The organism is Actinomadura fibrosa, assembly GCF_900659615.1.
Classification (GTDB): domain Bacteria; phylum Actinomycetota; class Actinomycetes; order Streptosporangiales; family Streptosporangiaceae; genus Spirillospora; species Spirillospora fibrosa.
The window spans coordinates 1-22,374 of the sequence record NZ_CAACUY010000104.1 but is presented as its reverse complement, the minus strand read 5'-3'; the positions used below and the strand labels follow the sequence as shown (position 1 = coordinate 22,374).

Annotated in this window: 16 protein-coding genes; 7 read left to right on the top strand and 9 right to left on the bottom strand. The window is 73.7% G+C overall.

Features of this window, described 5'->3' with window-relative positions:
- Positions 1-13 precede the first annotated feature (13 nt).
- From E1300_RS28400 to E1300_RS28360, 9 genes are all read right to left on the bottom strand, one after another.
- Complete coding sequence (locus tag E1300_RS28400) at positions 14-2,776, bottom strand: family 78 glycoside hydrolase catalytic domain (protein WP_131760154.1); 2,763 nt, start codon at positions 2,774-2,776, stop codon at positions 14-16.
- Between the two features lie 260 nt (positions 2,777-3,036).
- Positions 3,037-4,470, bottom strand: coding sequence for an L-fucose/L-arabinose isomerase family protein (locus E1300_RS28395; protein WP_131760153.1), 1,434 nt, complete (start codon positions 4,468-4,470; stop codon positions 3,037-3,039).
- Positions 4,471-4,523: 53 nt separating this feature from the next.
- Positions 4,524-6,740, bottom strand: coding sequence for a bifunctional aldolase/short-chain dehydrogenase (locus E1300_RS28390; protein WP_370785230.1), 2,217 nt, complete (start codon positions 6,738-6,740; stop codon positions 4,524-4,526).
- A complete protein-coding gene (rhaI, locus tag E1300_RS28385; RefSeq protein WP_131760151.1) occupies positions 6,652-7,818 on the bottom strand; it encodes an L-rhamnose isomerase in 1,167 nt (388 codons plus the stop codon). Before rhaI ends, E1300_RS28390 begins: the two co-directional genes overlap by 89 nt.
- A gap of 24 nt (positions 7,819-7,842) precedes the next feature.
- On the bottom strand, positions 7,843-8,175 hold the full coding sequence (locus tag E1300_RS28380; RefSeq protein WP_131760150.1) for an L-rhamnose mutarotase: 333 nt from the start codon (positions 8,173-8,175) through the stop codon (positions 7,843-7,845).
- A 19-nt stretch (positions 8,176-8,194) separates the two neighbouring features.
- On the bottom strand, positions 8,195-9,283 hold the full coding sequence (gene rhaS, locus E1300_RS28375) for a rhamnose ABC transporter substrate-binding protein (RefSeq protein ID WP_131760149.1): 1,089 nt from the start codon (positions 9,281-9,283) through the stop codon (positions 8,195-8,197).
- Positions 9,284-9,393: 110 nt separating this feature from the next.
- On the bottom strand, positions 9,394-10,407 hold the full coding sequence (locus E1300_RS28370; protein WP_131760148.1) for an ABC transporter permease: 1,014 nt from the start codon (positions 10,405-10,407) through the stop codon (positions 9,394-9,396).
- A complete protein-coding gene (locus E1300_RS28365; RefSeq protein ID WP_131760147.1) occupies positions 10,397-11,617 on the bottom strand; it encodes an ABC transporter permease in 1,221 nt (406 codons plus the stop codon). Before E1300_RS28365 ends, E1300_RS28370 begins: the two co-directional genes overlap by 11 nt.
- Position 11,618: 1 nt before the next feature.
- Positions 11,619-13,157 (bottom strand): sugar ABC transporter ATP-binding protein, encoded by a 1,539-nt coding sequence (locus E1300_RS28360; RefSeq protein WP_131760146.1) that lies wholly within the window; start codon positions 13,155-13,157, stop codon positions 11,619-11,621.
- 301 nt (positions 13,158-13,458) lie between these two features.
- Here E1300_RS28360 and E1300_RS28355 point away from each other — a divergent pair, with 301 nt between their 5' ends.
- From E1300_RS28355 to E1300_RS28325, 7 genes are all read left to right on the top strand, one after another.
- Positions 13,459-14,517, top strand: coding sequence for a LacI family DNA-binding transcriptional regulator (locus tag E1300_RS28355; protein WP_242619445.1), 1,059 nt, complete (start codon positions 13,459-13,461; stop codon positions 14,515-14,517).
- Positions 14,514-15,227 carry a (Fe-S)-binding protein gene (locus tag E1300_RS28350; RefSeq protein ID WP_131760144.1) on the top strand — a complete coding sequence of 238 codons (714 nt, stop codon included), beginning with the start codon at positions 14,514-14,516 and terminating at the stop codon, positions 15,225-15,227. The genes E1300_RS28355 and E1300_RS28350 overlap by 4 nt, the downstream gene beginning before the upstream one ends.
- A 53-nt stretch (positions 15,228-15,280) precedes the next feature.
- The gene (locus E1300_RS28345) at positions 15,281-16,702 is read left to right on the top strand and encodes a LutB/LldF family L-lactate oxidation iron-sulfur protein (protein WP_207400001.1); all 1,422 of its coding nucleotides are present in this window, start codon (positions 15,281-15,283) and stop codon (positions 16,700-16,702) included.
- Complete coding sequence (locus E1300_RS28340; RefSeq protein ID WP_131760143.1) at positions 16,699-17,319, top strand: LutC/YkgG family protein; 621 nt, start codon at positions 16,699-16,701, stop codon at positions 17,317-17,319. The genes E1300_RS28345 and E1300_RS28340 overlap by 4 nt, the downstream gene beginning before the upstream one ends.
- Positions 17,316-18,752, top strand: a complete 1,437-nt coding sequence (locus tag E1300_RS28335; RefSeq protein WP_131760142.1) for a rhamnulokinase — start codon at positions 17,316-17,318, stop codon at positions 18,750-18,752. Before E1300_RS28340 ends, E1300_RS28335 begins: the two co-directional genes overlap by 4 nt.
- 92 nt (positions 18,753-18,844) lie before the next feature.
- Entirely contained in the window at positions 18,845-19,501 is a 657-nt protein-coding gene (locus tag E1300_RS28330; RefSeq protein ID WP_242619444.1) for a fused DSP-PTPase phosphatase/NAD kinase-like protein, read from the top strand.
- A gap of 279 nt (positions 19,502-19,780) precedes the next feature.
- On the top strand, positions 19,781-22,374 hold a 2,594-nt coding region (locus E1300_RS28325), incomplete at its 3' end, for an ATP-binding protein (RefSeq protein ID WP_131760140.1).

Sequence of the window (22,374 nt, the reverse complement as noted above, 5' to 3'; positions counted from 1 at the left end):
TTCCGTGCGGGCCTCAGGCCCGCGTCGAGCGGAAGGTCAGGTGGCCGGAGCCCGCCTCGAAGACCGCGTAGCCGTCCCGCATCCCGGTGAAGCGGGCGCCGCCGGGTCCGGAGACGCGGACGTCGCGGGCGGAGCGGGCGGGCACGTGGATCTCGGCGCGGACGTTCACCGGGACGTCCACGGCCAGCGTGAATGCGCTTTCCCGGCGCTCCCAGCGGACGTCCACGTCGCCGCGCTGCACCGGCACGGTGCCGGACGCCCGGCTGAGGCCCGACAGCGGCGGGCGGACCCGGATCGCGGCGGACGCGGGTGCGGTCACGGTGACGCCGAGGAGCGTCCGCTGCACGTCCACCAGCGACGTCGCGCCCCACGGGTGGGAGTGGCTCTGGCCGGTCTCGGGGGCGTCCCACGACTCCCAGGTAAAGGTGCCGCCGCGCGCGAGGATGTTGCCCCAGCCGGGTCCCTTCGCGTCGGTGAGGCGGGTGACGACGTCGGCGGGACGGTCGGCGAGCGCGGCGAGCAGCCCGTGCGCGGTCATCGGGCCCATCTGCATGCCGAGCCCGGCGACGTAGGACCCGACCGCGGCCCGGGCGTCGGCGGGGGCGACGCCGTAGGCGAGCGCGTAGGCGTTTGCGATCTGCGAGGCGTGCGCGCTCTGCGACCCGTCGGCCTTGAGGCCGTCGATGTAGACGCCGTCCGGGCGGCGGAGCCGCGCGTTGACGGCGGCGGTGAGGGACGCCGCGTCCGCGCGCAGCGCCGCCGCCTCGCCCGTCCTGCCGAGCGCGTCGGCGGCGCGGGCGGTCGCGTTGAGGACGTCCACGCCGAGGACGTTGATGACGGTCCGGGCGGCGGTGTCCATGTCGTGCCCGTACCGCATCGTCGCGGGCCAGTCGATGATGCCGTACTTGTACTGGCCGGAGCCGCCCTCCAGGTCGGTGACCAGGCCCGTCCCGGAGGAGATGTAGCGGCGGACGTAGCCCGCGACCGCCGTCATGACCGGGTAGGCGCGAGCCAGCGTGGACGCGTCGCCGGACTGCTCGTAGTAGTCCCAGACCCAGCCCGGGAACATCTCGGTGTAGTCCGGGATGTCGCGCTTGCCGTCGCCGTTCGGGTACACGGCGTTGAGGCGGCCGTCGGGCCAGTAGCGGGCCTGCGAGGCGATGAACTCGCCGATCGCCTGCCGGGTGAGGCGCCGCTCCCCGTACGCGCCCATGAGCGCCAGCGACGTGTCGACCGAGTCGCCGAGGAACTGGCCCTTCTCGCGGGTCGGGGTGTCGAGGAACTGGGACTGCGACCCGTACAGCGCCGACCGCGCCATGAGGTCGTAGGCGGCGTCCACTCCGGCGTCGGACGTGCGGACGCTGGAGGCGCGCTCCACCTCGGTGTGCTGGACGACGGCGGACACGTCCTCCGGCGACGCCCCCGAGCCCGGCCCGATCTCCAGGTAGCGGAAGCCCACGTAGGTGAAGGCGCGGAAGGTCTGGTCGCCGTCGCGCTGGGTGTAGCCGTAGCTGAGGTCGGTGTCCTGGTTGTCGTCCTTGGAACGTGACACCGAACCGTCGGCGTTGAGGACGTAACCGGCGTGCAGGTCGACGTGCCGTCCGGCCTCGCCGTCGCGGAACCGGACGACGGGCACGGCGGGGATCACCGTGCCGAAGTCGGCGACCAGCGCCCCGGACGCGAGCCGCGTGACCTTCACCGGGCGGGCGGACCGGAACGACAGCGCGGTCTCCTGCCCGCGCAGGTGCGTGAAGGCGCCCGCCGGGTGGGTGCCGACGGCCTGCGGGGCCTGCCAGGACGACGCGTCGAAGCCGGGACGGTCCCAGCCGAGCGGGCCGGCGGTGCCGTCGATCTCCTCGACGTAGTCGCCGGCGTCGCCGTTGCGGCGCGGCGCGGCCTTCCAGGGGCCGCGCGCGACCTTCCACGTCCCGTCGGTGACGACGACCTGGCGGGTGCCGTCCGCGTGGTCGATGACGAGCCGGAGGAGCAGCCCCGGCTCGCCCTTGGGCCGTCCCTGCCCGGACCCGTACCAGTGGTACAGCGCGCCGATCGTGGCGTGCTTCCCGGCCTTCAGCTCGGACGTGACGTCCACGGTCTTGTAGAAGCCGTCGTCGGCGTACTCGAACGCCGGGCCGCGGTCGACCTCCTTGCCGTTCAGGTGCAGCGCGTACTGCTGGCCCGCCGCGATATGGGCGCGGGCGCGGACGACCTTCGAGGCGCCGACCGTGAAGTCCTTGCGGGCGAGGGTGTAGTCGTCGGCCTCACCGGTGGTGCGGCGGATCCAGATGGCCTGCCAGTCGCCGTCGGCGAGGCCGGTGTCGAACGAGGCGGGCCTCGACCAGGGCGAGGACTTCCCGGTGCGGTCCCAGGTGCGGACCTTCCAGGTGTAGGTCGTCTCGGGCTTGAGCGAGGCCCCCGCGTACGGGACGTACTCCTGGCTGCCGAAGCGGACGCGTCCGCTGTCCCAGACTGTCTTCCCGGACGCGGTCCGCACGGCGATCTCGTAGCCGGTCTGGATCTCGCCGGGGTCGCGGTCGCGGGGCGTCCAGCCGAACAGCGGCGCGCCCTCGACGTTCAGCGGCCGGGTCCGGTCGCCGACGGTGAGGCCGGTCGGGGCCTGCGGGGCATGCCCGGCCCGCAGCGCGGCCTGCGCGGTGCCGGGCAGCGCGACCGTCGCGGCCGCGACGGTGACGGCGGCGGCGAGGCGGAGGGGAACCAGGGGGCGGAAGAGGAACGCGGCGGACGGGGTGCCGCGTTCCCGGCGGTCTCTGCGCATGGACGTGGAGGTCCTCTCAGAGGGGGGTGGTGAGGGGTGGGCGGCGTCCGCGCTCCGGGCATGCCGAGCAGAGCCCATGGCGCTGCCCTCCAGCGCGCGCGGGCAGGCCGCGCTGGAAGTGCAGGGACATGGGCTTGCGCCCGGCATCGCCTTGGGGCGGATCCCCCGATCACGCCGTGAGAGAAGTGCCGTCAGGAAGTGGAGAGGTGCGGTGGGTGAAGAGGTGCGGTGGGGTGGAGGGCTCCGCGGGGAGCGGTCCGTTAGGGCCTGACTTCGACCAGTTCGATCTCCATGAGGTCGGCGACGGCGCGCAGGTCGGCGATCCGGTGGCCGGTGCCGAGGGCCCAGTGGTGGGAGATGCCGGTGGCGCTCCAGGCGTCCACCCACTCTCCCGGGTCGCAGCCGAAGTCGACCCGGGACGTGGTGTTGCCGATCTGGAGCAGCGGCCCGTCCACGGTCTCGCCCTCGGACGCGACGAACGCGAACCGGCCGTCGCGGCGCTGGATGATCCCGAACGCGGTGACCGGGCCGTGCCTGACGTCGAACTCGACGGACACGCCGTAGCCGCGCTTGCCGTGGTACACGCCCAGGCCGCGCAGCAGCGGCCGGCGGGCGCTGATCGCGAGGTGAGCGGGCCCGTCGTGGCCCATCTCGACGTGGCCGCGGGCGAAGTCGAGCGCCTGGAGCTCGGTGAACGAGCCGCCCGCGCCGAGCCGGTCGGCGATCAGCATGGCGAGCGAGGTGCGCAGCTCGTACTCGCCCGCCGCCGGGACGCCGCGCGCGGTGAGCAGCGAGGCGCCGAGGATCATCCCGGCGCCGAGCCGCTCGTGGACCTCGCCGTCCAGGCCGCGGTGGTAGTAGGCGAGGCTGTCCAGCGCGAAGTCCTCGGCGAGCCGGTCCAGGCCGACCGACACGCGGGCCGCCCAGGCGAGGTCGTCGTCGTTCACCGACGCGTCCAGCTCGAAGATCTTCTCCGCCTCGGCCTTCTTCTCCGCCGCCTCGGCGTCGGTGACCTTCTCCACGCGCACCCGGAGGTCGTCGAACTCCAGCACCTCGACGTGCCCGCCGAAGTTGGCGCTGACGAGGGTGAGGTCGGTCGACACGTCCAGCATGCCCGGGTAGAGGTGGCCCATCAGGCCGTGCCGGCCCCGGCGCAGCGCGGCGCGGACCCCGGCGGCCCGCACCCAGCGGCCGATCTTCGCCCAGGCCCGCTCGTCCTCCAGGTAGCCGGAGACGGACCGGAACGGGACGCCGCAGCGCGCGAAGGCGTTCGCCATCTCCGGCAGCGGGCACGCGCCGCAGTAGGCCAGCCACTGGCCGGTGTCGAAGGTCGCGTGGTCCATCGACTCGGTCGGCTGGAGGTTGATCAGCAGGACGGGCGCGTCCGCGCGCTGCGCGACCGGGACGAGCATCGTCGCGGTCATGTAGGTGGTGAGGAACCCGACGATGAGGTCGCACCCGGCGGCGCGGAGCCGCTCGGCGGCGGCCGCGCCCTCCTGGGCGTCGGAGATGAACCCGACGTCGACGACCTCCGCGCCGAGCTCGCTCATCCGCTCCGACACCCGCTCGGCGGACCGCTTGAGCTGCGGCAGCAGGTCGGGGAACTGGGGCCAGTAGGCGCCGAGCCCGCCGGCGACGAGGCCGACCTTCACCTTCGGGGGCGCGGCGGTGCCGCCGGTCACTGGTGCGTTCATCGGTGGTGCTCCCTTCCGTTGACGGCCGCCGGGGTGGGACGGGCCGCGGGGTGTCAGCGCAGGAACGCGGCGGCCACTCCGGCGTCCACCGGGATGTGCAGCCCGGTGGTGTGGGTCAGGTCCCCGCCGGTGAGCGCGAACACGGCGGCGGCGACGTGCTCGGGCAGCACCTCGCGCTTGAGCAGCGTCCGCTGGGCGTAGAACTCGCCGAGCTTCTCCTCCTCCACCCCGTACACGGCGGCGCGCTTGGCGCCCCAGCCGCCGGCGAAGATCCCGGAGCCGCGCACGACGCCGTCCGGGTTGACGCCGTTGACCCGGATGCCGTGCTCGCCGAGCTCGGCGGCCAGCAGCCGGACCTGGTGGGCCTGGTCGGCCTTCGTCGCCCCGTACGCGACGTTGTTCGGCCCGGCGAACACGGCGTTCTTGGACGAGATGTAGACGATGTCGCCGCCCATGGCCTGCTCGACCATCACCCGGGCCGTCTCGCGGGACACGAGGAACGAGCCGCGCGCCATCACGTCGTGCTGGAGGTCCCAGTCCGCCGCGGTCGTCTCCAGCAGCGGCTTGGAGATCGACAGCCCGGCGTTGTTGACGACGAGGTCGACGCCGCCGAACGCCAGCACCGCGTCCCGCACGGCCGCCGCGACCTCCTCCTCGGAGGTGACGTCGGCGCCGACGGCGACGGCGGCGTCCGCCGCGCGCAGCGCGCCCGCGCCGATCTCCGCGACGACCTTCTCGGCGGCGCCGAGGTCGCGGTCGGCGACGACGACGCAGGCGCCCTCGGCGGCGAGGCGCCGCGCGGTCGCCGCGCCGATGCCCGACCCGCCGCCGGTGACGAGCGCGACGCGGGTGGCGAGCGGCTTCGGCTTCGGCATCCGGCGGAGCTTGGCCTCCTCCAGCTCCCAGTACTCGATGCGGAACTTCTCCGCCTCGTCGATCGGCGCGTAGGTGGACAGGGCCTCCGCACCGCGCATCACGTTGATCGCGTTGACGTAGAACTCGCCCGCCACGCGCGCGGTCTGCTTGTTGGCGCCGAAGCTGAACATGCCGACGCCCGGCACCAGCACGATCGCCGGGTCCGCGCCGCGCATCGCGGGCGAGTCCGGGGCGGCGTGCCGCGCGTAGTAGGCGGCGTAGTCCTCCCGGTAGGCGGCGTGCAGCTCCTTCAGCCGGGCCTTGACGTCGTCGAGCGGCGCGTCCGGCGGAAGGTCCAGCACCATCGGCTTGACCTTGGTCCGCAGGAAGTGGTCCGGGCAGGACGTGCCGAGCGCGGCGAGCCGCGGGTGCTCGGCCCGCGCGACGAAGTCGAGCACCGGCTCGCTGTCGGTGTAGTGCCCGACCTGCGGCCGGTCCGTGGACGCCAGCCCGCGGACCAGCGGGAACAGCGCGGCGGCGCGCTCGCGCCGCTCCGCCTCCGGCAGCGGCGGGTGCACGACCGGGCCGAACGGGTCGGGCCTGCCGTGCTCGGCGATGTACGCCTCCGCCGTCCGGATGATCTCCAGGGAGTTCGCCTGGCACTCCGCGCTCGTCGCGCCCCAGGCGGTGATGCCGTGCCCGCCGAGGATCACGCCGATCGCGTCCGGGTTCGCCCGCTTGATCTCGGCGATGTCCAGGCCGAGCTGGAAGCCGGGCCGCCGCCACGGCACCCACGCCACCCGGCCGCCGAAGATCCGCCGGGTCAGCTCCGCGCCGTCCGCGGCGGTCGCGATCGCGATGCCGGAGTCGGGGTGCAGGTGGTCGACGTGCGCGGCCTCGACCAGACCGTGCATCGCGGTGTCGATGGACGGCGCCGCGCCGCCCCTGCCGTGCAGGCAGTAGTCGAACGCGGCGACCATCTCGTCCTCGCGCTCGACGCCCGGGTAGACGTCCACGAGCGCGCGCATCCGGTCGAGCCGCAGCACCGCGAGGCCCGCCTCGGTGAGCGTCCCGAGGTCGCCGCCCGAGCCCTTCACCCACATCAGCTCGACGTCGCGGGCCGTCACGGGGTCGGTGACGGTCCCCTTGGCCGAGGCGTTGCCGCCCGCGTAGTTGGTGTTGCGCGGGTCCGAGCCGAGGGTGTTGGCCCGTTCCAGCAGCTGCTCCACCTCGGGTGGAGTGGCGGTCATCGGTTGTCTCCTCCGTGTTGCGGACGTGCGTGTTGCGGATGCGTGCGTGGTGCGGTGCTCGCGGGTCGCGTGCGGGTCAGGCGCCCCAGCCGGCGGCCTGGCCGTCCTTGCGCTCCTCGGCGACCCGCTCGAAGTAGCCGGACGCCTTGTAGGCGGCGATCGGATCCGGGTGCAGGCCCATCTCCTCGCGCAGCTCCGCGAGGAGCGGCCGGACGTCGGTGTTGTAGGCGTCCATGAAGACCGCGTTCGCCTCCAGCACGTCCCCGGCGGCCTGCGCGGCGCCGAGCGCGGCGGCGTCCACGAGCAGCGCCTTCGCCGTGGCCTCCTGGACGTTCATCACCGAGCGGATCTGACCCTGGATCTTCGGCTCGATGTTGTGGCACTGGTCGAGCATGAACGCCACGCCCGCCTCGGGGTCGTAGCCGCCGCCCCGCACCACCTCGTACATGATCCGGAAGAGCTGGAACGGGTCGGCGGCGCCGACCATCAGGTCGTCGTCGGCGTAGAAGCGGGAGTTGAAGTCGAACCCGCCGAGCTTCCCCTCGCGCAGCAGGAACGCCACGATGAACTCGATGTTGGTGCCCGGCGCGTGGTGCCCGGTGTCGACCACGACCTGCGCCCTCGGGCCGAGCTTCAGGCAGTGGGCGTACGAGGTGCCCCAGTCCGGCAGGTCGGTCGTGTAGAACGCCGGCTCGAACAGCTTGTACTCCAGCAGGAACCGCTGGTGCTCGCCGAGCCGCTCGTAGACGGCGGCGAGCGCCTCCTCCATGCGGTCCTGGCGGGCGCGGATGTCGTCCTGCCCCGGGTAGTTGGTGCCGTCGGAGAACCACAGCTTCAGGTCGCGGGACCCGGTCGCGTCCATGATGTCGACGCAGTGCAGCAGGTGGTCCAGGGCCTTGCGGCGCACCTTCGGGTCGGGGTTGGTGACGCTGCCGAGCTTGTAGTCGTCGTCCTGGAAGACGTTGGAGTTGACCGCGCCGATCCGCACCCCCTTCTCCTTGGCGTAGGCGGCGAGCTGCGCGTAGTCGTCCACCCGGTCCCAGGGGATGTGGACCGCCACGCTCGGCGCGATCCCGGTGTACCGGTGCACCTGCGCGGCGTCGCCGATCTTCTCCTGCGGGGTGCGCGGCACCCCGGGCTGGGCGAAGACCTTGAACCGGGTCCCCGAGTTGCCGTACGCCCAGGACGGAGTCTCGATCTGCTGGCGGCGCAGGGCGTCCTTCACCGCGCTGGTGTCACTCACAGGGTCAACCTCTTTCCGGGTCTCTCAGTCGAGGTGGAAGACCTCGTCGAGCGGCCGCATGCCCTCGTCGGGGCGGCCGTCGAGGTCCTCGAAGAACGGCGCCATCTCCGCCTGCCAGCGGGCGTTGACGTCGGTGCGGGCCATGCCGGCCTGCGCGGCCTCGAAGTCGTCGGTCTCCAGGTAGCCGACGAGGAGGCCGTCCTCGCGCAGGAACAGCGAGTAGTTGTGCCAGCCCGTGTCGCGCAGCGCGGCCAGCATGTCGGGCCAGACCGCCTGGTGGCGCAGCTTGTACTCCTCCAGGCGGTCCTGCCTGACCTTCAGCAGGAAGCACACGCGCTTCGTGCCTTCGGATGCCATGGGTTCCGGCGCTCCGGGATCAGAAGTGGTACTGGTCGATGTTCTTGGCGTCGAACACCGTCGGCGGGCCGAGGATCACCTCGCCGTTCGCGCCGATCGTCCGCTCGCCGAGCTTGCCGGCCTTGAACTTCTCGCCCTGCGCGCCGGTGATCTGGCCGGACGCCAGCGACGCCGCCGCGTAGGAGGCGAGGTAGCCGAGGTTCTTCGGGTCCCACAGCTCGAACGACTTCACGGTGCCGTCCTTGATGAACTTGCGCATCTGGTCGGGGGTGCCGAGGCCGGTCAGCGCGACCTTGCCCTTGTACTTGGAGCCGGAGATGTAGCGGGCGGCCGCCGCGATGCCGACGGTGGTCGGCGAGATGATGCCCTTCAGGTTCGGGTACGCCTGGAGGAGGCCCTGCGTCTGCTGGAACGACTTCTGGTCGTCGTCGTCGCCGTAGGCCACCTTGACGAGCTTGAGGCCGGAGTACTCCGGCTTCTTCAGCTCGTCCTGCATGAACTTGATCCAGGTGTTCTGGTTGGTGGCGTTCGCGGTCGCGGACAGGATCGCGATCTCGCCCTTGCCGCCGATCTGCTCCGACAGGAGCTTGACCTCGCTGCGGCCGATCTCCTCCGAGCTGGCCTGGTTGATGAACACGTCCCGGCAGTCGGGGTTGGTGTCGGAGTCGTACGCGACGATCTTGATCTTCTTGGCGCGGGCCTGCTTCAGCGGGCCGCACACCGCGTTCGCGTCGTTGGCGGCGATGAGGATCGCGTCGTGCCGCTGCTGGACGAGCGTGTTGATGTAGGACACCTGCGAGGACGCCGACGCGTCGGACGGGCCGACCTCCTTGGCCTCGCCGCCGTACTCCCCGGCGGCCTCGATCCCGGCCTTGTCGACGATCGTCTCGTAGGGGTTGTTGACCTGCTTCGGCAGGAACGCGATCTTCAGGCCCTTCTTCAGGGGCGCGTTCGGGTTCGCCGAGGCGTTCCCGGCCGCGGCCTTGGCGTCCCCCGAGCCGGACGAGTCGTCCTTGGTCGTGCCGCCGCAGGCGGCCAGGGCGAGGGCCAGTGCGCTCGCCGTCGCGGCGGTCGTGAACCGGCGCGGAGCGCGCAGACGAACGGTCATCGTGATGCCTTTCGGGAATCCGGGTCTTGCGTCGGGGTGGGGTGAGCGGCGGCGGGGGGCGTTCGCGGGGCCCGCGCGGACGGACCGCGCGGGCGGGATCAGGGAAAGGGTCAGGGTGCGGCGGCGGGGACCGCGGGTCGCGCGCCCTGCCGCCGGCCCTGTGCCTCGCGGACCACGGCGATCAGCCGCGGCGTGAGGACGCTGACGATGAGCAGCAGCCCGGTGACGATCGACTGGATCTCGGTGGAGACGTCGTTGAGCATCAGCAGGTTGCGGAGCAGGCCGATGAGCAGCACCGCGGCGATCACGCCGCCGAGCGTGCCCTTGCCGCCGTCGAAGTCGATGCCGCCGAGCAGCACCGCCGCGATGACGGTCAGCTCCAGGCCGAGGCCGTTGTCGGCGCGGGCGCTGCCGTAGCGGAGCGTGTACACGATGCCCGCGAACCCGGCGACGAGCCCGGACACCGTGAACAGCACCAGCTTGAGGCGCTTGACCCGGATGCCGGCGAAGTACGCGGCGTCCTCCTGCGAGCCGATCGCGAACAGCGACCGGCCGACGCCGGTGGCGTGCAGGACGACGGCGGTGAGCACCGCCAGCACCGCGAACAGCGCGATCGGGTACGGGATCGGCGTGCCGGGGATCGACGACGTCGCGAGATCGGTGTACCGCGTCGGGAACTCGGAGATCGCCTCGGTGCCGAGCGTCACGTACGCGAGCCCCCGGTAGAGGGTCATCGTGCCGATCGTCACCGCCAGGGACGGCAGCCCGAGGCGGGTGACCAGCAGGCCGTTGACCAGCCCGCACACGAGCCCGACGGCCAGCACGATCGGGATGATCGTCTCGATCGCCATGCCGCCGTCCCACAGCTTGCCGGTGAGCGCGCTGCACAGGCCGAGGATCGAGGCGACCGACAGGTCCACCTGGCCGCAGACGACCAGCAGGGTCATCGGCAGCGCGATCAGCGCGATCTCGCTGAGGTCGCCGAGCGCGAACGACAGGTTGTCGGTGTTGGCGAAGTCGGGCGACAGGCCCGCCCCGCCGGCGAAGACCACGACCAGCAGCGCGGTGACGGCGGTCTCCCACCGGAGCAGCCGCGCGGCGGCGGTGCGCGCGTCACGAGTCATGAGCGACCTTCCCCTTCGGAGCCTCGGCGGCGGACGCGCCGGCGGACGGACCCGCGGCGGGCTTGTCGGCAGCGGGCTTGCCTGCGGCGTCCTCGGCGTCGCGCGGTCCGGCATCGGCCGGTCCGCCGTTGCGCGGCCTGCCGCCGCCCCGGCGGCGCCGCTGCGCGCCCGTGCTGAGCGACCGCTGCCTGAGCGCCTTGGTGACGCGCAGCGCCAGCAGCCGGTCCACGCTGATGGCGAGGAGGAGCAGGATGCCGGTGATGGCGTCCTGCCAGAACGAGTTGACCTTGAGCACCACCAGCACGCTGCCGATGGTGGTGAGCAGCAGCGCGCCGAGCGCGGCCCCGTACACGGTGCCGACGCCGCCGGTGATCGCGACGCCGCCGACCACGACGGCGCTGACGACCTTCAGCTCCCAGCCGTGCGCGGCGTCCGCGACGACCGTGCCGAACCGGGCGAGCCACAGCACCCCGGCGAGGCCCGCGAGCGCGCCGCTGACCAGGTAGGCGGTCAGCACGCGGCGGCGGATCGACACGCCCGCGAGGCGGGCCGCCTCCGGGCTCGACCCGATCGCGTAGAACTCGCGGCCGGAGGAGTAGGAGCGCAGGTAGTAGCCGATCATCAGCATCACGACCACCGTGATGATCGGGAGGTAGGGGACGCCGAGGACCCCGTCGTTGCCGAGCGACAGCACCGAGGACGGCAGGTCGGCGGCGCCGATCTGCTCGCCGTGCGCGATGTAGTGGTCCAGGCCCTGGATCACGTACAGCGTGCCGAGGGTGACGACCAGCGCCGGGACCCGGCAGAAGCTGACGAGCAGGCCGTTCACCAGCCCGCAGGCCAGCCCGATTCCCACCCCGACCAGCGCGACTAGCAGGACGTTGCGGTCGCCGGACGAGGCGAACTTGCCCGCGCAGAACGCGACCAGGCCGACGACCGAGCCGACCGACAGGTCGATGTTGCGGGTGACGACGACCATGGTCTGGCCGACGGCGAGCAGCGCCAGGATCGAGGCGTTGAGGAAGATGTCCTTCACGCCCTGGCCGGACAGGAACCGCGGGTTGGCGATCGTCGTGGCGACGACCAGCACGACCAGCGCGCCGAGGATGCTCAGCTCGCGGGCGCGCAGCACCACCTCGACCAGCCGCCGCCCGCCGCCCGGGGGGCCGCCCTCGCCCGGCCTGGCCGGGGACTCCGCGAGTACGGTCATGTCAGGCCGCCTTTCCGGTTCCGGCGCGCCCGGTCGCGGCGGCCATCACGCTCTCCTCGGTGGCGTCCGCGCGGGGGATCTCGGCGGTGAGCCGGCCCTCGTGCATGACGAGGACGCGGTCGGCCATGCCGATCACCTCGGGCAGGTCGGACGAGATCATCAGGACGGCCAGGTCCTGCGCGGCCAGCTCCGAGAGCAGCCGGTGGACCTCGGCCTTGGTGCCGACGTCGATGCCGCGGGTCGGCTCGTCCACGATCAGGACGGTCGGCTCGGTCGCCAGCCACTTGGCGAGCACGACCTTCTGCTGGTTGCCGCCCGACAGGACGCCGACGGTGTCGGACAGCCGGGCGTACTTGAGCTGGAGGCGCAGCGCCCAGTCGGCGGCGCGGTCGCGCTCCACCTTGCGGGAGATGAGGCCCGCGCGGCCGGTGGCGCGGCGCAGCGAGCGGAGCTGGGTGAGGCCCATGTTCCGCTCGATGGACATGTCCATGACGAGGCCCTGCTGGCGCCGGTCCTCGGGGACGAGCGCGATGCCCGCCGACATCGCGGCGGTGGGGCTCCCGGCGGGCAGCGCCCGGCCGTCCACCTCGACGTCCCCGGCGTCCCAGCGGTCCACGCCGAAGATCGCGCGGGCGACCTCGCTGCGGCCCGCGCCGACCAGCCCGGCCAGCGCGACGATCTCGCCGCGCCGCACCTCGAACGAGATGTCGGTGAAGGCGCCCTCGCGGGTCAGCCGCGACACCTTCAGCGCGACCTCGCCGGGCGCGACGTCCTGCTTGGGGTAGAGCGCGTCGAGGTCGCGGCCGACCATGCGGCGGACGAGGTCGTCGGGGGTGAGGTCGGCGACCGCGTCGGTGCCGATGTAGGTGCCGTCGCGCAGGGTCGTCACCCGCTGGCAGAGCTCGAAGATCTCCTCCAGCCGGTGCGAGATGAACAGGATCGCGCAGCCGTGCTCCTGGAGCGTGCGGGTCACCGCGAACAGCCGGGCGACCTCCTGGCCGGTGAGCGCCGCGGTCGGCTCGTCCATGATCAGTACCCGCGCGTCCCGCGAGATGGCCTTGGCGATCTCGACGACCTGCTGGTCGGCGATCGACAGGCCGCGGGCGGGCTGCTGCGGGTCGAGCGCGACGCCGAGCCGCTCGAACAGCCGCGCCGTCTCCGCGTGCATCGCGCGGCGGTCGATCCGGCCGAGGCCGGTGCGCGGCTGGCGGCCCATGAAGATGTTCTCCGCGACCGACAGGTCGGGGAACAGCGTGGGCTCCTGGTAGATGACCGCGACCCCGGCGGCCTGCGCGTCGGCCGGGCCCCCGAAGACCGCCGGCCGTCCGTCCACCCGCACCTCGCCCGCGTCGGGGCGGTGCACCCCTGCGAACGTTTTTACGACGGTGGACTTGCCCGCGCCGTTCTCGCCCGCGAGGGCGTGCACCTCACCGGCGTGCAGCTCCAGCGTGACGTCCTGGAGGGCGCGCACGGCGCCGAACGACTTGCTCACGTTGACCAGTGCCAATGTCGGCGCTGCCGACCGGCCGGGTCCGCTCATGGCGACCCTCCTCGCGGGGGGAGTCTGTGACGTACGGATGAAAAACGTTTTAACTCGATGTTGCGGAGGACGCTAGATGTGAGCCGGAGCACTCGTCAAGAGGGCACTTACTCGCCGATCGCCTGGAAGAGGGCGGGAACCCTTGCTTGATCGGGCCGGAGGCGATTTTCACGGAACCCGTCCGAGGGCCCCGTCCGGGTCCGGCCCAGGTGAACGACTTCCGACAGCGGGGTTGACACGTTTTAATCCCATGTCCCAAAGTGAGCGGCGGCACACCAGCGGACCGACCGGGGGCGGCGAATTGAGCACAGGAGGCACCGGGCGGCCCGGGACGGTGGGCATCAAGCAGGTCGCGGCGCGCGCCGGCGTCTCGCCGGGGACCGTGTCGAACGTGCTGAACCGGCCCGAGCGGGTCGCCGCCGCGACCCGCGCCCGCGTCGAGCAGGCGATCGTCGACCTCGGGTTCGTCCGCAACGGCTCGGCGTCCACGCTGCGGGCCGGCCACAGCAGCACGATCGGGCTGATGGTGCTCGACCTCGGCAACCCGTTCTTCACCGACGTCGCCCGCGGCGTCGAGGACACCGCGAGCGAGCGCGGCTACGCGGTGATCCTGTCCTCGTCCGGCGAGTCGGACGAGCGCGAGCAGCGCAACCTGCGGGTGTTCGCCGAGCAGCGCGTCCGCGGCGTCCTGCTGACCCCGGTCGGCGACGACGGCGAGAAGGCCGGGGCGCTGCGCGACCGGGGCGTCCCGGTGGTGCTGCTCGACCATCCGACGCCGCGCGCCAACCAGTGCTCGGTGGCCGTGGACGACGTCGCGGGCGGCGAGCTCGCCGCGGGCCGGCTGCTCGGCGAGGGCGCCCGCACGCTGGGGTTCGTCACCGGCCCGCCGGTGCTGCGCCAGTGCGCCGACCGCCGCAAGGGCGCGCTGCGGGCGCTGCGCGCGGCGGGCCTCGGCCGCGAGGCGTTCCGCGAGGTCGCCGTCCCGGCGATGAACGCGCGCGCCGGGCAGGAGGCGGCCCGGCGGCTGCTGGAGTCCGGCCCGCTGCCCGAGGCGGTGTTCTGCGCCAACGACCTGCTCGCGCTCGGCGTGCTGCGCGTCCTGCTCCAGGCCGGGGTGAAGGTGCCGACCGACGTGGCGCTGATCGGGTACGACGACATCGAGTTCTCCGCGGCGGCCGCGGTCCCGCTGAGCTCGGTGCGCCAGCCCACCTACCAGCTCGGGCGGATCGCCACCGAACTGCTGCTGGAGGAGTGCGACGACCCGGGCGGGCACGCCCACCAGCAGGTCATGTTCCAGCCGGAGCTGGTGGTCCGCGAGTCCAGCCGCCGCGGCGGCGTCCCGGAGGGGAGCCCGTCATGAAGGTCGCGCTGTTCCTCACCTGCGTCAACGACACGATGTACCCCGGCACGGGCAAGGCCGTCGTGAAGCTGCTGCGGCGGCTCGGCCACGACGTCGACTTCCCCGCCGGGCAGACCTGCTGCGGCCAGATGCACCTGAACACCGGCTACCGGGCGCAGGCGCTGCCGCTGGTGAAGCGCTTCGCCGAGACGTTCGAGCCCTACGACGCGGTCGTGACGCCGTCCGCGTCCTGCGGCGCGATGATCCGCGACTGGCATCCGAAACTGGCGCCGCGCGCGGCGGGCGTCGCGTCCCGCGTGCACGAGCTGTCGGAGTTCCTCGTGGACGTGCTCGGCGTCACCGACGTCGGCGCCTACTTCCCGCACCGCGTCACCTACCACCCGACCTGCCACTCGCTGCGGATGCTGCACGTCGGCGACCGCCCGCTGCGGCTGCTGCGCGAGGTCCGCGGCATCGACCTCGTCGACCTGCCGGAGGCCGCCGAGTGCTGCGGCTTCGGCGGCACGTTCGCGCTGAAGAACTCCGAGGTGTCGGCCGCGATGTGCGCGGACAAGGTCACCCACGTCCGCGAGACGAGGGCCGAGGCGCTGTGCGCGGCCGACAACTCCTGCCTGATGCACATCGGCGGCGCGCTCAGCCGCACCCGCGCGGGGGTGCGCACCGTCCACCTGGCCGAGATCCTCGCCTCCACCGAGGAGGACCCAGCATGAGCCCCACCGCGGGAACCGACCGCGTCGCCGAGACCATGCCGACCTACGTGGGCATGCCGTCCTTCCCGGACGCGGCGCGGGAGGCGGTCGCCGACGCGCGGCTGCGCGGCAACCTCGCCCACGCCACCACCACGATCCGCGGGCGGCGCGCCGCCGCCGTCGCCGAGCTGGACGACTGGGAGGCGCTCCGCGCGGCCGGGAAGCAGATCAAGGACCACGTCCTCGCGAACCTCGGCCACTACCTGCGGCTGCTGGAGGAGAACGTCACCGCGGCGGGCGGCACCGTGCACTGGGCGCGCGACGCCGCCGAGGCCAACCGGATCGTCGCCGGCCTCGTCAAGGCCACCGGCGAGACCGAGGTCGTCAAGGTCAAGTCGATGGCCACGCAGGAGATCGGGCTGAACGAGGCGCTCGCCGAGGAGGGGATCGCCGCCTACGAGACCGACCTCGCCGAGCTGATCGTCCAGCTCGGCGACGACCGGCCCTCGCACATCCTCGTCCCCGCGATCCACCGGAACCGGTCCGACATCCGCGACATCTTCCTGCGGGCGATGGACGACGCGCCGGAGGGCCTGACCGACTCCCCCGCCGAGCTGGCCGAGGCCGCCCGCAGGCACCTGCGCGCCAAGTTCCTGTCGGCGAAGGTCGGCGTGTCGGGCGTGAACTTCGCCGTCGCCGACACCGGCACGCTCGTCGTCCTCGAATCGGAGGGCAACGGGCGGATGTGCCTCACGCTCCCCGAGACGCTGATCTCGGTGATGGGCGTGGAGAAGCTCGTCCCGAGCTGGCGCGACCTGGAGGTGTTCCTCCAGCTGCTGCCCCGCTCGTCCACCGCCGAGCGGATGAACCCCTACACCTCGACCTGGACCGGAACGCACCCCGGGGACGGGCCGCGCGACTTCCACCTCGTCCTGCTCGACAACGGCCGGACCGCGACGCTCGCCGACGACGTCGGACGGCAGGCGCTGCGCTGCATCCGCTGCTCGGCGTGCCTGAACGTGTGCCCGGTGTACCAGCGCGCGGGCGGCCACGCCTACGGCTCGCCGTACCCGGGCCCGATCGGCGCGATCCTGTCGCCGCAGATCAGGGGCATCGGCTCGGACGTGGACGCCTCCCTCCCCTACGCGTCGTCGCTGTGCGGGGCGTGCTTCGAGGCGTGCCCGGTCGCCATCGACATCCCCGAGGTGCTCGTGCACCTGCGGGCCCGCGCGGTCGAGCAGGGCCCGCGGCACCCGCTGGAGCGCGCCGCGATGGGCGCCGCGGGATGGACGCTCCGCTCCCCCACCCGGCTCGCGCTCGCGCAGCGCGCCGCGTCCATGGGACGCCGGTTCGCCGGGCGGCGCGGCCGGATCCGGCGGCTCCCCGGCCCGCTGTCCGCGTGGACGGAGACGCGCGACGCCCCCGTCCCGCCGCCGGAGTCGTTCCGCGCCTGGTGGGCCCGCACGAACGGCGGCACGGAAGGGGACGGCCGATGAGCGCGCGGGAGGAGATCCTCGGCCGGATCGAGCGGGTCGTGCCCACCCGGCCGGCCGCCGACGTCGCCGCCGACTACGCCCGCATCGACCGCGGCTACCTGCGGCGCCACCACGACGACGGCGTCCTCGCGCTGTTCGCCGAGCGGGTCGCCGACTACCGCGCGGCTGTCGTCCGCGTGCCCGAGCACGAGCTCCCGGCGGCGATCGCCGAGCGGCTGGCGGCCCGGCCGGGCGAGCACGGCATCGCGTCCGGGCTCCCCGAGGAGTGGACGGCCGCGACCGCGGCGCCGCTCGTCCGCGACCCCGCCGCGGACGCCCTCGACGGCCTCGCGGGCGCGGTCACCGGCTGCGCCGCCGCGATCGCCGAGACCGGGACGATCGTGCTCGACCACGGTCCCGGGCAGGGCCCCCGCGCGCTGTCCCTGGTCCCCGACTACCACCTGATCGTCGTCCGTGCCGCGCAGGTCTTCCCCGACGTCCCCGAGGCGCTGGAGCGGCTCGACCCGTCCCGCCCCCTGACGTTCGTCTCCGGGCCGTCCGCGACGAGCGACATCGAGCTCTCCCGCGTGGAGGGCGTGCACGGCCCCCGAACCCTGGAAGTGCTGATCGCCGAATGACTCCCTCCACCTACGCGGCCGTCGACCTCGGCGCGTCGAGCGGCCGCGTCATGGCCGCGCGCGTCGGGCCGGGCACCCTGGAGCTCACCGAGGTCCGCCGCTTCCCCAACCGCCCCGTCCGGGTCAACGGCACGCTGCACTGGGACGTCCTCGGCCTCTACGGCAACGTCCTGGACGGGCTGCGCGCGGCCCCGCCCGGCCTCGCCTCCGTAGGCATCGACTCCTGGGCCGTCGACTACGGGCTCCTCGACGGCGACGGGAACCTTATCGGCAACCCCGTCCACTACCGCGACTCCCGCACCGACGGCGTCATGGAGCGCGTCCGCGCCGAGCTCGGCGACGACTTCCTCTACCGGACGTCCGGCCTCCAGTTCCTCCCGTTCAACACGATCTACCAGCTCGCGGCCGACGACCCGGAGCGCGCGAGCACCCTCCTGCTGATCCCCGACCTCCTCGCCTACTGGCTGACCGGCGGAATCGGCGCCGAGCGCACCAACGCGTCCACCACGGGCCTGCTGGACGTCCGCACCGGCGCCTGGTCGGGCGACCTCCTCGACCGCGTCGGCCTGCCCGCCCGCGTCCTGCCCCCGCTCCGCGACCCGGGCGAGGTCATCGGCACCCTGCGCCCGGATGTGGCCGAGGAGACCGGCCGTCCCACGGACCTCCCGGTCACCGCCGTCGGGTCGCATGACACCGCGTCCGCCGTCGCGGCCGTCCCCGCGACCGGCGAGCGGTTCGCCTACATCTCCTGCGGCACGTGGTCGCTGGTCGGCGTCGAGCTGGACGCCCCGGTCCTGACCGAGGCGAGCCGCAAGGCCAACTTCACGAACGAGGGCGGCGTGGACGGCACCGTCCGCTACCTCCGCAACGTGATGGGCCTCTGGCTGCTCCAGGAGTCGCTGCGGACCTGGGGCGACGCCGACCTGCCCGCCCTGCTGGACGAGGCCGCGCGGGTCCCGGGGCTCCGCTCCCTCATCGACCCCGACGACCCCGAGTTCCTCCCGCCGGGCGACATGCCCGCCCGCATCACCGCGCACTGCCGCCGCCGCGGCCTGCCCGAGCCGCGGACCCGCGCCGAGACCGTCCGCTGCGTCCTGGACAGCCTCGCCCTCGCCCACCGCGCCACGCTGCGGCAGGCGGCGCGGCTGTCCGGCCGGGAGATCGACGTCGTCCACCTGGTCGGCGGTGGCAGCCGCAATGAGCTGCTCTGCCAGCTCACCGCGGATGCCTCAGGTCTCCCCGTCGTCGCGGGCCCCGTTGAGGCGACCGCCCTCGGCAACGTCCTGGTCCAGGCGCGCGCGCAGGGCGCCGTGTCGTCCCTCGCCGAGATGCGCGCCCTGGTAGCCGCCACCCAACCCCTCCGCCGCTACGAACCGTCCGGCAACACCACCCCCTGGGACGAAGCGGCTGCACTCCTGGATCTGCCCTCCTGATTCGGGGCGTCCAGGAACGGGCCGATCGGACGGTGTCGTCCGATTCCTGCGGCTATTGTCGCGGAATGCGCATTTCCCGGGGGTGTCGGCGGGTGGTCGGGTGGACGCTGGCCGGAGCCGCGCTGTCGTACGCGCTGGCGTGGCTGGTGGTGAGCCTGTGGATGCTCGCGATGACCGGTGCCGCGCGGGCCGAGGAGCGCGACCGGGGCACGGCCGGGGCGGAGCCCGCCGCGGACGTGCCGGGGATCAAGAACTTCGTCCGGGTGGACGGGCGGCTGTGGCGCGGCGCCGCGCCGAGCGGCGACGGGTACCGGTGGCTCGCGGCGCGCGGCGTCCGGACGGTGGTCGACCTGCGCGCGGAGGAGCTGTCCCCGGCGGCGCTGGCGCGGCCCGGGCGGGCGGGGCTCACCGTGGTGCGGATCCCCGTCCGGGACGGGCAGGCGCCCTCAGCGGACCAGGTGGCGCGGTTCCTCGCCGCGGTGGAGGGCGCGCGGGGGCCGGTGTTCGTGCACTGCGGCGCGGGCGTGGGACGGACGGGCTCCATGGCGGCCGCCTACCTGGTGCGGACCGGGCAGGCCGACGCAAAGGACGCGACACTGCGCAGCCTCGCGGTCGGCCCGCCGACGCTGGAGCAGCTGTCGTTCATGCGCGGGCTCGGGACGCGCGGGGCCGCGCGCCCGCCGGCGCCGCTGGTCGCGCTGAGCCGCGTCGCCGACTCGCCGCGCCGCTCCTGGTCCCGTCTGCGGTGACGGCGTTCCCGGCCGGGGGCGGCGGCGGCCCGTCTCATGTGACGACTGCGGAACGGTTACCTGCCCGAGGTTGACACGGGGCGCGCGGCGGCGGTTGATAGCTGTGGACGCCACGGGCCCCTCCGGGCCGCCCGGCAGGGGCCGGCCGAGGATACGGTGCGTGTTGTCCTGCCTTATTGACGAATGACCCGATAGGGTGAATCCCGCGAATTCTCAGGAACCACCGACGAGAAGCTCGATCACGGCGTTTCGACCGCCTGTCGCAGTTGGGGTGTGGACATGGAGGGTCGTGCGGCCCGCGACGCCGGTGCGCAGACCGGCGTCGCTCCGCTGGTAGGGCGGCGGGACGCGCTGGACGCGCTGCACCGCGCGCTCGACGGCGCCGAGGCCGGGTACGGCCTGCTGGCCCTCGTGGGCGAGCCCGGTGCGGGCAAGACGCGGCTGCTCACCGAGCTGGCGGACGCGGCGACGGAGCGCAAGCTGCCGTTCCTCGCCGGCCGCGCGGCCGAGTTCGAGCAGGAGATGCCGTTCGGCGCGGTCGTCGACGCGCTCGACGACCGCCTGGAGGAGCACGCGCTCGACCTGCCGCCCGCGGCGCTGCGGCTGCTCGGCTCGGTGTTCCCGGCGCTCGCCGACATCGCCGCGGACCCGCCGGCCGCCTCCCCGGTGTCGCAGGTCGCCCGCTACCAGCTGCACCGGACCGTGCGGCACCTGCTGGAGCGGCTCGCGGCGCCGTCCGGGCTCGTGCTGATCCTCGACGACCTGCACTGGGCCGACGACGCGACCGTGGAGCTGCTGGACCACCTGGTCCGGCATCCGCCGCGCGCGCGGCTGCTGCTGGCGGTCGCCTACCGTCCGGCGCAGGCGTCGCCGCGGCTGGCGGCGCTGGTGGACGCGGCGGGCCCGCAGGGCGTGCACGTGTCGGTCGATCCGCTGACGCGGGACGAGGTCGAGCAGTTCCTCGGCCCGGACGTGAGCCGGTCGCGGTGCGAGGCGCTCTACAAGGCCAGCGGCGGCAACCCGTTCTACCTGGAGGCGCTGGCGCGGATGGACGGCGCCGACGACCCCGCCGGCGGCCGGGCCGGGCTGGAGCGGCACGGCTGGGAGCGGGGCGTGGCGAACCTGACCGAGGTGCCGCCCGCCGTGCGGACCGCCCTGCAGGTCGAGCTGAGCGCGCTGCCGCCCGACGCGCTGCTGCTGGCGCGCGGCGCGGCCGTCGCCGCGGACGTGTTCGAGCCGGCGCTGGCCGCCGTCGCCGCCGAGATGGACCAGGCCGACGCGCTGGCCGCGCTGGACGTGCTGACCGCGCACGACGTGGTGCGGCCCGCGTCCGGGGGCCGGTTCCGGTTCCGGCACCCGCTCGTCCGGCACGTCGCCTACGCCTCGACGGCGGCGGGCTGGCGGCTCGCCGCGCACGACCGCGTCTCGTCCCGGCTGACCGAGCTCGGCGCCCCGGCGACCGTCCGCGCCCACCACGTGGTGCGCTCGGCCCGGTTCGGCGACCGCGACGCCATCGCGACGCTGGTGGACGCGGCGCGCGTCGTCGGCGTCCAGGCGCCGGGCACCGCCGCGTACTGGCTGGAGGCGGCGCTGCGGCTCATGCCGGACGAGTCCGACGCGCCGGGCACCCCGGGTACGGGAGCGGCGCACGGCGCGCATCCCGACCGGGTGGAGCTGCTGGTGGAGCTCACCCACGTGCAGGCCGTCAGCGGCCGCGCCGAGGAGGGCCGCCAGACCGCGCGGGCGCTGCTGGCGCTGCTGCCGCCGGAGGACACCGTCCGCCGGGCGCGGACCGTCCAGCTGTGCGCGGTGATGGAGCGGCAGCTCGGCCGCATCCACGAGGCGCGCGCGATCGTCCTGGACGAGCTGCGCCGCATCACCGACCGGCGGACCCCCGAGGCCGTGCTGCTGCGGATCCGGCTGGTCGCCGACCGGATCCAGCGCATCGACAGCCGCGGCTCGCAGGCCGTCCTGGACACCATCCCGGAGAGCGCCCCCGAGTGGAGCCCCGGGTTGACGGCCGCGGTCGCCTCGATGCGGCCGATGGTGTCCTACGCCCGCGGGGAGGTGGAGGAGGCCGTCGCCTACGCGCAGACCGCCGACCAGCTGTTCTCCGCGGCGTCCGACCACGACTTCGCCGACTGCCTCGACTGCGTCCTGTGGCTGGTGTGGGCCGAGACGTTCCTCGGGATGTACGACAGCGCGCTGCGGCACGTCGAGCGGCTCGTGACGATCGCCCGGGCGACGGGGCAGGGCTACATCCTCGGCTACATGCTCGCGGGCCAGGCGAGGATCCTGTTCCTCCAGGGGCGCCTGGAGGAGGCCGCCGCGTTCGCCGACGAGGCCACCGCGGTCGGGCGGGAGCTGCGGTCCCAGGAGACGCTGGCCTACGGGCTGACCCAGCAGTGCCTGGCGGCGAGCTACATGGGCGAGCACGAGCGCGCGCTGCGCGCCGGGGACGAGGCGGTCGCCAACGACACCGGGTCCGGCGAGTGGTGGACGCACATGGCGCACGTGGCCCGCGCCATCGCGATCATCAACGCGGGGCGGCACGAGGAGGGCGCCGAGGCGCTGATCGCGGCGTGCGGCGACGGCACCCAGGGCCTGGACTTCAGCACGCTCGTGATCTGCGCGGAGATCCTCGCCTACGTCCGCGCCGCCCAAGGCGATTCCGTGGACGCGCTCAAGTGGGCCGACATCGCCGAGGCGATCGCGGTCCCGGCGATGGACGGCGACCTCGGCCTCGGCCGCCTCGCCCGCGCCCACGGCCTGCGGGCCACCGACCCCGAGCGCGCCGCGGCGCTCGCGGCGGAGGCGGCGGAGCTGCTCACCAAGACGGGGCGGCGGGCCGAGGCGGGACGCGCGGAACTGGC